Below are 13,172 nucleotides of genomic sequence, written 5' to 3'. Positions count from 1 at the left end.
TCTCCTCGCAGTACAAGCGGGACATACCCAATAAAAAAGGCAAGACCGAAGTCTTGCCTTTTCATTGCAACCAGAATGGTACTTAGTTGGCTACCGCGTTGGATTCTTTCATGTATCTGAAGAAATCCGTGTTCGGGTCAACAACCAAGATATCGTTCTTAGAGTTGAAGCTGTTCTCGTATGCTTTCAATGAACGCAGGAAGCTATAAAACTCTGGGTCCTGATTGAAAGCCGTTGAGTAAATCTCTGCGGTTTGCGCATCGGCGTCACCGCGAACAACGGCTGCCAAGCGGTTAGCATCGGCCAAAATCTTCGCGACTTCAAGCTCAGACTGGGCACGGATAACCTCGGCTTTCTCGCGGCCCTGAGAGCGGTGCTTACGGGCAACCGACTCACGCTCAGCACGCATACGGCGGTAGATAGATTCGCTGATCTCATCCGGTAGGTTGATTTTCTTCATACGGAAGTCAACCACCTCAACACCCAAGTCTTTGAAAGCGCTAACTTTAATGTCGGCCAGTACATTGGCCATGATTTGATCACGCTGACCTTCTACCTCTTTACGAGGAGCAATTTCAGCGACGATTTCGGTTGCCGGTGCGTCATCTTCTTCAACAACAGCATTGCTGTCGATTAAATTACCGCGGTCTGGGCCTGAAACAATCTGCTTAATTTCACGAGAACCGATTTCAGCACGTAGGCTGTCAATCACTTTACGTTTTAGCAGTGCTTCTGCTGTTGATGAATCACCACCACCTGTTGTCAGGTAGTACTGGCCGAAATCTTCGATTTTCCACTTCACGTAGGTATCGATGATAACGTCTTTTTTCTCAGACGTTACAAAACGGTCAGCTTGGTCATCCATGGTCTGCATACGGGCATCCAACGTACGGACACGATCAAACACTGGCACTTTGAAGTGCAGGCCTGGTTCGTAGATCCGTGCGACATCCGAATCAGGAGCCTTGAGGATACGACCGAAACGCACCACAATACCGCGCTCGCCTTCCTGTACCACAAACATTGACATTAGCAACGTCGCGATAAAGACAACAATCACCGGGATCATTAACTTACGCATAATTAAAATCTCCCCTGGCGGCCAGTATCGGTACTGCGTGGAGCGGTTGATACCGGAGCGGTCTCGACTTTCTCCAATTCAATACCGTAATCGGTAGATGAGCCACTCTTTGGCTGACTGCTCTGCTGGGCTGGGTTAATCAGCTTATCCAGAGGCAAGTACAACAGGTTACCGCTTGATTGCGAGTCGACCATAACTTTGCTGGTGTTAGAGTAAACACGTTCCATGGTCTCAAGGTACAGACGGTTACGTGTCACATCTTGTGCCGCTAGGTATTGTGGCAACAGCTTTTCAAACTGAGCGACTTCACCCAATGCACCGTTGATCACGCGCTCAGAATAACCTTCCGCTTCTTTCTTCAGACGCTCAGCACGACCAGTTGCCTTCGGCAAGATGTCATTGCTGTATGCTTCTGCTTCACGAACGAAACGCTCTTCATCCTCTCGCGCTGCGATAGCATCATCGAAAGCATCTTTTACCGCTTCCGGTGGACGAGCAGACTGGAAGTTGACATCAACAACGAACAAGCCCATGTCATAACGCTGAATAATGCTGTCGATCGCTTCTTGCGTATTCGCACGAATCACCTGACGCCCTGTGGTCAGAGCCTGATCCATGGTCGAGTCACCAATCACCGCACGCAGTGCAGAGTCTGTGGCCTGACGCAAACTATCATCGGCATTAGTTACGCTGAACAGATATTTTTGTGGCTCTGCCACACGGTACTGAACATCCATTTCAACTTTCAGTACGTTTTCGTCTTTGGTCAGCATCAAGCCTGAGCTGCGCAAAGAGCGAATAGCCTGCACGTTTACCGGCTCGACTTCATCGATAAAAGTAGGTTTCCAGTTCAGACCTGGATCTACCATTTCGTAGAATTTACCGAAACGCAAAACAACCCCGCGCTCCGCTTCGCCGATGGTATAGAAACCAGAAAAGCCCCATACCGCTGCAGCCACAACTGCTATTGCCCCAAGACCTGCAGCGCTGCCGCCGGTCGAAGGTCCCTTTTTATTCCCAAAAATACCACCGAATTTACGACTCAGTTTTGAAAAAACTTCATCGAGATCCGGTGGACCTTGTTCACGACCACCGCGATTATTGTTCCCCCAAGGGTCTTTATCACGGCCGCCGTTGTTTCCAGGCTCATTCCACGCCATTATAGAACTCCATCAATATGATATGACGACAGTTTTTCTTATTACTCTAGCAGTCCATTAAGCAACGATAAAGTCATCTAACGAAGTACTTTCTCTTTTTTGTAACCTAGACCACTCTACCAGCGGTAAGCGAATGTCAATTTGCAGGCTGCCATCATTGTCATATTCCTCACTGACAATGCACCCCAGCTGGTAAAACTTGCTCCGGTAGCGCCCAATGTACTGAGGCGGTAACCGCAGGGTATGCTTCACCATGGTACCAGAGAGACGTTCGGTCAGAGCTTCAAACAACAGCTCAATCCCCAGCCCTTCCATCGCCGAGACCCAAACCCGTTGAGGAACACCGTTTTCATCACGTTCAATACGTGGCGATGCACCTTCTAGATTATCGATCTTATTCATCACCACCAAGATTGGCACCTCACCGGCATCAATCTCTTCGAGTACCGTCTCAACCGCTTCAATATTTTCACGGAAACGGTCATCACTGGCATCGACCACATGCAGTAGCAAACTGGCATCCTGAGTTTCTTTCAGGGTTGCCTTGAAGGCCGCGACCAAATCATGGGGCAAGTGACGAATAAAACCGACCGTATCAGCCAAAATTGAGGTACCAACATCGGCCACATCAATCTTGCGTAGAGTCGGGTCCAGAGTAGCAAACAGCTGGTCAGCAGCATATACGCCAGCATCGGTCACCCGGTTGAACAACGTCGACTTGCCGGCATTGGTGTATCCAACCAGTGAAATCGTTGGGATTTCGGCACGGTTTCGTGCACGGCGCCCCTGATCACGTTGCTTGGAGACTTTTTCAAGACGGCGCAAAATCGTCTTGATCCTATCGCGAAGCAAACGGCGGTCCGTTTCCAACTGGGTTTCACCCGGTCCACGCAAGCCGATCCCGCCTTTTTGACGCTCAAGGTGGGTCCAACCGCGGATTAATCGGGTTGAGATGTGACGTAGCTGTGCCAGCTCGACTTGCAGCTTACCCTCGTGGGTACGCGCTCGTTGAGCAAAGATATCGAGGATCAGACCGGTACGGTCCAATACACGGCATTTGCAAATCTGCTCCAAGTTGCGCTCTTGCGCTGGAGAAAGAGAATGGTTGAATATAACGATTTCGGCGTCTTCAGCCCTAACCGCTTCGGCAATTTCCTGTGCTTTACCTTCACCCACGTAATATTTAGGGTGGGGAGTTTTACGACTACCGGTTACCACCCGTAGCGTATTGACTCCCGCCGAGGAGACTAGCATTTCGCATTCGCTTAAGTCTTCCCACTCCCCATCTTGCGTGAAGTTGATATGAACAAGAATTGCCTGCTCACCGGCTTCATAACGGTCAAACAAGCAATCAACTCCTTAATGAAGAGTATTATTCTTCGGTTTTTTCTTGTGAACGTTCTGCCGAAGCTGGGCGATCACCTGTATGGTGGTGGTTAACTGGACGAGCCGGTACCACTGTTGAAATCGCATGCTTGTACACCATCTGGTTTACAGTGTTCTTCAGTAGGATCACAAACTGATCAAAAGACTCAATCTGGCCCTGTAGTTTGATACCATTAACCAGGTAGATTGAAACTGGGATTCTTTCACGACGCAAAGCGTTCAAAAATGGGTCTTGCAGAGATTGCCCCTTAGCCATTATTTCTTTTCCTTATTTGTTTGTAGTTGTAGTTAGCAACGAACAAAATTAAAAATACGCAAAACAGTAACCAGTATACACGTTAATCAAACATCACATCTAACTGAGTTTGTGACGGTTTGTAACGCCAATTCTGGGTCACTGCTATCCAACCACGTCAGATCTTTCCAGCTTCTTAGCCAGGTGATTTGACGCTTCGCCAATTGACGAGTAGCACAGATACCGCGGAAAACCGCATCATCCAAAGAACACTGCCCGTCCAAATATTCCCACATCTGGCGGTAACCAACACAACGAATTGAAGGAAGGTCTGGGTGCAGATCATCGCGTTCATACAAAGCTCGTACTTCCTGCTCAAAACCTGCGTCGATCATTTTCTCAAAGCGTTGCTCGATCCGCCGATGCAGCACAGCCCTGTCCGTGGGCGTTATTGCAAACTGGTGAACCCTGTAAGGCAAGGTATCACCTTGAGTTTTCGTCAGCTCAGTTAAAGTTTTACCCGAAATTCGAAAAACTTCCAATGCGCGTGAAAGACGTTGGGGATCATTGGGGTGGATCCGAGCCCCGGACACCGGGTCGATCCGTACCAATTCCTCGTGCATCGCCTGCCAACCTTTCTCCGCCGCTTCCTGCTCAATCTGAGCGCGGATCACCGGTTCAGCCGCTGGCAGTGGCGATAAACCTTCCAATAATGCCTTGTAGTACAGCATAGTACCACCAACCAATAAAGGAATGCGCCCTTGTGCAACTATATCAGCCATTTCTTTCAGTGCATCAGCGCGAAAGTCTGCAGCTGAATAACTTTGCGCTGGATCACGAATATCGATCAATCGATGTGGCGCTTGCGCCAATTCGTCGGCATCGGGCTTTGCCGTACCGATATCCATATTCTTATAGATAAGGGCTGAATCAACGCTTATCAACTCTACCGGAAGTTGTTGGCGCAATCGGATCGCCAAATCAGTTTTGCCCGACGCTGTCGGGCCCATTAGGAAAATTGCCTGTGGTAATGGCTTAGTCATAATTAAAAGCTTCTACTGCTGCGCTCACGTCGACCGGGCGCAACAAGTCTGAAAAGTAGTGTTCGAGTTCTGGACCCCATAGCTGCTCCAGTTCAGTAACCAACTGGATTGCTTGGGATAAGGTATAGGCTTCTGTGGGCACAGTCAGCTGCCCAACCAGCCAGTCTAACAGCTTGTCCCACCCTTGCGCTTCTGCGTCTTCGGCCACGGACATGAGGTAGGCTAGCAGCGCCGGTATCAATTGTTGCAAGTTCTGATGACGTAGTGGCTGGCATACCGACAAGATAATCAACTGCTGTTTATTCTTGGCCTTAAGCTGTATACCGAGCTGCTTAAGCAACATCGCATGCTGCTCGACGCAGTTTATCATATCCGGCTCGACGGGAATGGAATGCGGGATCAGCAGGGGCTGTGGTTTCAATCCTTCTCCCTGTGCCAAACGTAACTGTCCTTTGGTCCGCAGGCTCTGAGCTCGGGGCAATGACAACAGGGCCAGACCGTTATCACGGTTAAGCAGCAAGTATTGCTTCGCCACGAGTGACAGGGCCTTGCCCAGCCCGACTCCATTGGTCGTATCGATGGCATCCTGGCGAGTTGGTACCTGGCTGACAGCTTTCCTCTCAGGAAAGGAGGCTGGCTGCTTGGCCTGTGGTTGAGCCGGCGATGGGCTAGCAAGAGATGGACTGGATACCGACAAAGTCGATGAAGCTGGCGTCGACGACGATGCCACCGTCTGCATCAGCTGTTGGTAGACCTCGACTTCTTCCGGACTAGGGCCGTCATCCTGATAGCGGGAGCGGCTATTGCCACCAGAACGGCCTGCTCCACCCTTAGCACCATCATTTCCACGATAGGTCTGTTCATCCCTTGACGGAACGTAGGAGGTATCCGTTCCGTCCCGATAGCCTGATGATTGCTCAGAGCCTTGAACATCAGCATCACTGCCCGCGGTACTTCCTGAAGGCGTACCAGCTGCTGTTAGCCAGTCACGGGCAGGAGCCTTGTTAGGGTAATCCGGGGTGCGAGCCACGGCAGCCAATGCCGCATTAGGTTCGGCAATACCATGAGAATGAGAAGACGGAGTTGAGGAAGAAGCCGATGAGTACGGTGCTTCCGGTGCTCGGGCACTGGCCCTAGGAGCCGGCGCATTCACCACCTGCTCGGCGTCATCCGCTGCCCCTTCAATCAGGGCACTTTGCAGTCCCTGACAAATAAAGTCATGCACCAAACGGGCCTGGTGAAAGCGGACTTCATGCTTGGCCGGATGCACGTTGACATCCACTTGGTGTGGATCGACCTCGATAAACAGCACATAGGCCGCATATTGATCGGCGGCCAGACTGGTCTCGTAAGCTTGGCGGATAGCATGATTGATCAGCTTGTCTTTCATCATCCGGCCGTTGACATAACAGTACTGGATATCGTTCTGTGATCTTGCGCCCTGCGGACTGCAAATCCAACCGCCGAGTTTGAGATCGCCATGGGCCAATTCAACCGCCAGGGCATGCTCCAAGAAGGCCTGCCCGCACACAGCGGCCAAGCGACGTTCTTTTTGGATTTGGGTGTTGGCCGCACGATATTGACGGATCACCTTGCCGTTATGACGCAGGTTAATGGTGGCATCCATCCGGCTAAGGGCGATGCGCTTTAGCAGCTCGTCAATATGGCCAAACTCGGTCTTTTCGGTACGGAGAAATTTACGTCGGGCCGGTGTATTGAAAAACAGATCCAATACCTCCAGCGTAGTCCCGACAGGATGGGCCGCAGGCTTGAGTTGCACCTCCATGTCCCGCCCTTCGGCATACGCAGCCCAGGCCTCTTCTTGCTCAGCGGTGCGGGAAGTTAAGGTCAGGCGCGACACCGAACTAATACTGGCTAGCGCCTCACCGCGAAACCCCAGACTGGCAATGGCTTCAAGATCATCGAGCGTGGCAATTTTTGACGTGGCATGGCGGCTTAGGGCCAAGCCCAGCTCGTCCTTGGGGATCCCCTTACCGTTGTCGCGGATCCGGATTGTTCGACTGCCCCCCTTGTCGATATCAATATCGATGCGGGTTGCCCCTGCATCCAGGCTGTTTTCAACCAGCTCTTTGACCACCGACGCGGGTCGCTCTACCACCTCACCAGCAGCAATTTGGTTCGCCAAACGAGCTGGCAAGATCTGAATAGGCATAATCAACTACTCGGAATAGTAAGTTTTTGTCCAACCGCCAATTTATCTGAACGTAATTGGTTCGCTTCACGTAAACGACTGACAGTTACTCCATAACGAGTGGCAATCTTACCGAGAAAATCCCCCCGCTGCACGGTATGGACTACCGATGCCGGGGCCTTCACTGAAATTTTCAGCTGTTGGCCAACCGCCAGTTCATCGGTGCGTAACGTATTGTCACGCCTGATACTCGCGACAGTCACCCCATACTGGTTGGCTATCTTGCCAAGGAATTCACCACGCTTCACTGTATGCGTCACTGTTTTGGTGGTTGTCGCTCTAGCTACCGTTTCAGGAGCGGTTATCGGAACCGTCGTTGACACTCTCAGTTTTTGGCCGACTGCCAGTTCATCGGAACGTAAGTTGTTGTCACGCCTGATACTCGCGACAGTCACCCCATATTGGCTGGCTATCTTGCCAAGGAAGTCACCGCGCTTCACTGTATGCGTCACCGTCTTTGTCGTTGTCGCCACAGCCGCCGTTGTTGCGGATGCCGTTACCGGGGCTTTACCCGGGATCACCAAAACCTGACCAACCTTCAAGGTATTCGACTTGAGATTGTTCGCCTGCTTTATAGCAGCCACAGACGTACCATAACGGTTAGCGATCACGCTCAGCGACTGACCACTGGCTACCTTATACTTGACTCCCTGGTTGCGGGAAGCAAACAGAGTCCCTTCCGGTGGCTTCTCGTTAAAATACGACAATACGCCACGGTAGACCGCATCCGCCAGTTTGTTCTGGTGTGACTTCGAGTTTAGCAGCCGCTCCTCGGTCGGGTTGGTAATGAACCCGGTTTCAACCAACAACGACGGAATATCCGGAGACTTCAACACCGCCAGGCTGGCATGCTCCGGCCTGCTTTTGTGCAAGGTCGTGACCTTGCTCATCTCTTTCAATACCCGACTGGCAACGTCGTACCCTTCCTTCTGGGAATGGCTAAACTGCAAATCAAGAACCGCCATGCTCAAGTACTGGTCATCACTGCCACCGGACAGTACATCACCGCCACCGAGTAGCTCAGACTGCTTTTCATGCTGCTCAAGCCAGCGGCCAATTTCATTGTTCGCCCGGCGGGTATTAAGCACCCATACCGATGCACCACGAGGTTGAGGTTGATGGAAACCGTCAGCGTGAATAGAGACCAGTAAGTGGGCACGTTCTTTACGGGCCAAATCAGTACGCCGGTTAAGGTTTACAAAGTAATCCCCCTGACGGGTCATCACGGCCTTCATTCCCGGGGTGGCATTGATCCGAGACGCAACCTTTTTGGAAATATCCAACGTCACGTTCTTTTCATACAACCGGCTCGGGCCAATTGAGCCAGGATCCTCACCACCGTGGCCAGGATCGATCGCAACGATGATATCATCGCTGCCGTAAGGCAATATGGCCTGCTGGTTCGCAACAGACGGCTTCGAAGTCGGTTCAGGCTTCTTAACTAAGGCTGCTTTACCATGCGGCAAGTCCAACACCAAGCGATGGCTGTAATGACCATCGGGCGTAGGTGCCAGCGTAAACAGGTTTGGGGTCATCCCCGCTTTCATTTCCAGCACCAGACGATAGGTCCCTTTTTCTGGCGCACCACTGTTGCGAATTTTGGTCAGGATCGCACTGTCCTTCACCACCACTGGCAACTTGGTTTTCAACGAAGTCTGCTTGAGATCCACCACCAAGCGATCTGGCTTGGTCAAAGTGAAATAACTGAAAACCGCTTCGTCTTTTAGATCCAACACCACGCGAGTTTCCTCTGGTGCTGGCCAAACCCTGATCCCTTTCAACTCATTTGCCATGGCCAATGAGCTAAACAGACTGGCCCCTAAAATCACAGCATTCAAAAAAGCCCGTAACGACATCCTATCAACACAACTCCAAGCGTTTAATGAGTTCACTACCGTATTCGTTATTTGCCGTCAGGGTAACTTTACGTTGCTCACCGTGATAGCGCATATCTAATTCAAGATCAGCTTCTGGCAATACGCCAGCCCCTTTCTCCGGCCATTCCACCAAGCAGATAGCATCCGCGGCAAAATAGTCACGGATCCCCATAAATTCTAGCTCTTCAGGATCCGCAAGGCGGTACAGATCAAAATGATAGACCTGCCAAGGCGGAAGTTCATAAGGCTCCACCAAAGTATAGGTAGGACTTTTCACATTCCCAGGGTGACCCAAAGAACGAATAAAGCCTCTGCTAAAGGTGGTTTTCCCAGCCCCCAAGTCACCATGAAGATAAATGGTGGTCTGGCGCTGACAGGAGTGGGCCAGCTTGTGGCCTAAATCTACCGTCGCCTGCTCATCAACGAGCAGGATTTCAAAACTATGCATTGTCTTCTTATCTTGGATTTACTAATTGTCGAATATGAGGGAACAAGTCGCTGGCAAGCATACCACGCTCCCCCTCAGCTGCGCAGCGGTCAGCAGCGGTGCTGTGGATCCATACTCCGCATCGGGCAGCAGCAGCCAAAGACAAACCTTGGCCCAACAACGCCCCTATGATACCGGAGAGCACATCCCCCATCCCACCCGTTGCCATTCCTGGGTTCCCCGCTGCACATACCCAGCACAGGGTACCATCATCCACTAAGGTCCCTGCACCTTTTAGCACGACCACTCCGCCGTACTTCTGTTGCAGGGTTCTTGCGGCGCAGAAACGATCGGCTTCCACCTCGGCGACCGAACAGGCCAGCAACGTTGCCGCCTCACCGGGGTGAGGAGTAATTATACGATTATTTTTATAGTCTGGTGAATGCGCCAATAAGTTCAATCCATCTGCATCCACCACATGCCTTTTTTCTGTCTGGGCGAGCACGTCGTATAAAGCCCGGCTCCATGCCGATTGACCAAGCCCAGGGCCCAAAACCAGCACATCAGCCCACAACTGACGCTGGGCCAGCACAGAACGTTGTGAATCCTGCCAGCCAAGAACCATTATTTCAGGTCTTGATGCCACAATTGCCAACACATTGTCAGGTTGCGTCAGTACGGCCGTCAGGCCTGCTCCGGCCCTTACCGCCGCTTCGGCCGCCATACGGATCGCCCCGCCCATCCCATGATCACCTCCGGCCAACAAGATCTTACCGTGATCACCCTTGTGGGCATCACGCTGGCGCGGAGGCAAACAGCAGGCGATATCTGAAGCTTGGCTAAGAATAGCCGGTGGTGACTCGATTTGCTCAAAAGCATCCGCCACCTCCAACCCAGCAAACTGCACGTGGCCAACATAACAGGCCGCCTGCGCCGTCCATAAGCCTTGCTTGCTGCCAATAAAGGTCACCGTGACCCAGGCTTTGATGGCCTGGCCGAGGATCTTCCCGGTATCCGCGCACAGCCCAGAAGGAATATCCACCGCTATCACCGGCAACGCGATCCGATTGATCATCGAGATCAGCCGCTGTCCTTCAGGGCGTACTTCACCACTAAGGCCGGTTCCCAGCAAGGCATCAATCACCACCTCGATCATGGTAGGGATCGCCTTACCGGGGGGCAAGATCTGACCTCCGCCCGCCAGCCAGGCATCCCGAGCTTTGGCTGCATCTCCTGTGAGCCGTGCGGCGTCCCCCAATTGCCAAAGCGTCACCAGATAGCCAGCTTCGCGTGCCAATCGGGCGACGACATAGCCATCCCCGCCGTTATTACCGCCGCCACAGCATACCAATACGTGCTGCTGGCGGGAAAATTCTTGTTCAAGCACTCGAAACACCGCGGTACCAGCCCGCTCCATCAACTGGTACATATCCAATTGTTGCTGCGCAGCGACCTTCTGCTCTCCCCGGCGAACCTGCTCGGCTCGGTAAAGTTTGCCAGACCAATATTCCGCACTCATGAAAGCCTCCCTTTTCTCGTCAACATGGCGGACCTATGCCACATTGACAAGATCCATTGTAGCGACAGCATCAATCAGTACGATCAACAGACCAAGATCTTCATGATGATCCTCTCAACATTTGCTGTGGTTGTGGTAAACTTCCGCCCCCAATGAAGCCCGGTACTGCAAGTATGACCATCGACTATCGCAATCTTACCCAGAAAATCAAGCAATGGGGCAAAGAACTCGGCTTCCAAGAGGTTGGGATCAGCGATGTCGATTTAAGCCAACATGAAGCGCAACTGCAGCGCTGGCTTGATGCTAGCTACCACGGCGACATGGACTGGATGGCCCGCCATGGCATGATGCGGGCACGCCCAGCAGAATTACACCCAGGAACCGTTCGGGTGATCAGCGCAAGAATGGATTACCTACCACCAGAGGCAAGCTTTGCCCACAGTTTAAGCCACCCAGAGACTGCCTACATCAGCCGGTATTCCCTCGGCCGTGATTACCACAAGCTGATACGTAACCGGCTCAAGCGGCTCGGACAATTGATTGAGCAGGAAGTGGGACCATTTGGCTATCGGCCATTCGTTGATTCGGCTCCCATCTTGGAACGCCCGCTGGCTGAAAAAGCCGGACTGGGCTGGACAGGTAAGCACTCGTTACTGCTTAATCAGCAGGCTGGCTCATGGTTTTTCCTTGGTGAACTGCTTATCGATTTACCATTGCCTGTTGATAGCCCAGAGGAAAACCAATGTGGTAAATGCGTCGCCTGTATGACCAGCTGCCCTACCCAAGCGATTGTCGAAGAGGGTGTGGTTGATGCTAGGCGGTGTATTTCTTATCTCACCATAGAGTTTGACGGTGTGATCCCTGAAGAGTTCCGGGAAGCGATAGGTAACCGAGTATACGGCTGCGATGATTGCCAGCTTGTCTGCCCGTTCAACCGCTTTTCCGAGGTGACAAAAGAAACCGATTATCACTGCCGTGACAACTTACGCCTACAACCTTTGACTACACTGTACACTTGGACCGAAGCCGCTTTCCTGAAAAATACTGAAGGTTCAGCAATTCGCCGCATCGGCCATATTCAATGGCTACGAAATTTGACCATTGCGATGGGAAATGCCCCATATAGCCCAGAAATAATCGAAGCATTGGAGTCCAGAGAGGGTGAAAATGCGTTATTGGATAAACACATCGATTGGGCAAAAGAAAAGCAACTCGAGAAGCGCCAGCAGGCTGCTATCAATGTCCTGCCAGTGAGCACTAAACGACTAGTGCGCATCGTGGAGAAAGGCCTACCGCGCGATGCCTAGCAGAGAGGGGAAACCGTCCGGCTGCCATATTGCAACGTTATCCACACATAGTGAGAGCTTGATCAGGCTTCTGAGTTAATGTGGAAAACATTTTCAATTTTGTCTGTTTATCTGCTATTCCCAATATTAAACACAGCCCAATAGTACCTACTCAAAAAAAGTTATCCAAACATCCACAGAGTGGATCAGGTTGTATATAAGTTTTGAATAAAGGGGATCAAAGTCATAAAAAACAACACTTTATATTGTGGATTGTTTTTTTTAGATTATTGTTTGATTGAAGAATAAAAAGATAAATACAGACTTGTTCACACTGTATCGGCACACGTAATCAACCGACTTACCCACAACATAGAATTGTGGATAACTCTGTGCACGATCTCAGTATTTTCTATCCGCCACAAGCTCAAGCCCACGAACGACAAGGCATTCAGGCATAAACTGGTCGGGATAAATTAAGACAGATACGATTCACAGCTCCCTGCTGGCAATTAACATTACCCGTATCACACCATTCAAAGAGCTTGTGTCGTCATGTGACACTAAACAGAGCATCTCGATATTGCTTAACAAAAATAAACAGCCATAAGGCTGTAAGGGCAAATCAACAATGATGTTTTCGAAGCTGATCGCTTCATAATGGTTCCCAATAACCAACAGGTTATGGAACATTGAAACAACACACAAGATTATCGAGAATCGATTAACCCAGGAATGTTGCAATTGAACTAATACTTCACAGTAGTAGCTTTGCCGTTCCCCTGCTCATACAGCGGCAGCAATGAAATTGGAGCGACGTGGCCGACTAGGTACTCGAGGTTCCTCGTAGGAGCACATCTTTCCTGAAATTGGAGCGACACACGAGGTTCGAACTCGTGACCTCAACCTTGGCAAGGTTGCGCTCTACCAGCTGAGCTAGTGTCGC

10 protein-coding genes and 1 tRNA gene are annotated in these 13,172 nt (G+C 51.2%); 1 reads left to right on the top strand and 10 read right to left on the bottom strand.

The window, feature by feature from the left end; all coding sequences use genetic code 11:
* Nucleotides 1-82: 82 nt before the first annotated feature.
* The 9 genes from hflC to ACVA53_RS18390 all read right to left on the bottom strand — a co-directional run bounded on the left by hflC (nt 83) and on the right by ACVA53_RS18390 (nt 10,940).
* A complete protein-coding gene (hflC, locus tag ACVA53_RS18430) occupies nt 83-1,081 on the bottom strand; it encodes a protease modulator HflC (RefSeq protein WP_446505886.1) in 999 nt (332 codons plus the stop codon).
* Nucleotides 1,082-1,083: 2 nt separating this feature from the next.
* A complete protein-coding gene (gene hflK / locus ACVA53_RS18425) occupies nt 1,084-2,241 on the bottom strand; it encodes an FtsH protease activity modulator HflK (RefSeq protein ID WP_255045085.1) in 1,158 nt (385 codons plus the stop codon).
* 57 nt (nt 2,242-2,298) lie between these two features.
* A complete protein-coding gene (gene hflX, locus ACVA53_RS18420; protein ID WP_446505885.1) occupies nt 2,299-3,588 on the bottom strand; it encodes a ribosome rescue GTPase HflX in 1,290 nt (429 codons plus the stop codon).
* A gap of 25 nt (nt 3,589-3,613) precedes the next feature.
* Nucleotides 3,614-3,883: an RNA chaperone Hfq gene (gene hfq / locus ACVA53_RS18415; RefSeq protein WP_039458576.1), complete on the bottom strand. Its 270-nt coding sequence runs from the start codon at nt 3,881-3,883 to the stop codon at nt 3,614-3,616.
* Nucleotides 3,884-3,969: 86 nt separating this feature from the next.
* Nucleotides 3,970-4,905, bottom strand: a complete 936-nt coding sequence (miaA, locus tag ACVA53_RS18410; RefSeq protein WP_255045083.1) for a tRNA (adenosine(37)-N6)-dimethylallyltransferase MiaA — start codon at nt 4,903-4,905, stop codon at nt 3,970-3,972.
* Entirely contained in the window at nt 4,898-7,078 is a 2,181-nt protein-coding gene (mutL, locus tag ACVA53_RS18405) for a DNA mismatch repair endonuclease MutL (RefSeq protein ID WP_446505884.1), read from the bottom strand. Before mutL ends, miaA begins: the two co-directional genes overlap by 8 nt.
* A 2-nt stretch (nt 7,079-7,080) precedes the next feature.
* Nucleotides 7,081-8,973: a LysM peptidoglycan-binding domain-containing protein gene (locus ACVA53_RS18400; protein ID WP_446505906.1), complete on the bottom strand. Its 1,893-nt coding sequence runs from the start codon at nt 8,971-8,973 to the stop codon at nt 7,081-7,083.
* 4 nt (nt 8,974-8,977) lie between these two features.
* Nucleotides 8,978-9,442 carry a tRNA (adenosine(37)-N6)-threonylcarbamoyltransferase complex ATPase subunit type 1 TsaE gene (gene tsaE / locus ACVA53_RS18395; protein WP_255045079.1) on the bottom strand — a complete coding sequence of 155 codons (465 nt, stop codon included), beginning with the start codon at nt 9,440-9,442 and terminating at the stop codon, nt 8,978-8,980.
* Nucleotides 9,443-9,449: 7 nt separating this feature from the next.
* Nucleotides 9,450-10,940 (bottom strand): NAD(P)H-hydrate dehydratase, encoded by a 1,491-nt coding sequence (locus ACVA53_RS18390; protein WP_446505883.1) that lies wholly within the window; start codon nt 10,938-10,940, stop codon nt 9,450-9,452.
* Between the two features lie 179 nt (nt 10,941-11,119).
* Here ACVA53_RS18390 and queG point away from each other — a divergent pair, with 179 nt between their 5' ends.
* Nucleotides 11,120-12,247 (top strand): tRNA epoxyqueuosine(34) reductase QueG, encoded by a 1,128-nt coding sequence (queG, locus tag ACVA53_RS18385; RefSeq protein WP_446505905.1) that lies wholly within the window; start codon nt 11,120-11,122, stop codon nt 12,245-12,247.
* 849 nt (nt 12,248-13,096) lie between these two features.
* On the opposite strand, the gene ACVA53_RS18380 is transcribed toward queG, so the two are convergent.
* Nucleotides 13,097-13,172, bottom strand: a tRNA-Gly gene (locus ACVA53_RS18380).

It is taken from the genome of Photobacterium sp. DNB23_23_1, assembly GCF_052873815.1.
Note: the sequence above shows the minus strand (reverse complement) of the source record. Positions and strands in the feature narration are given on the sequence as shown.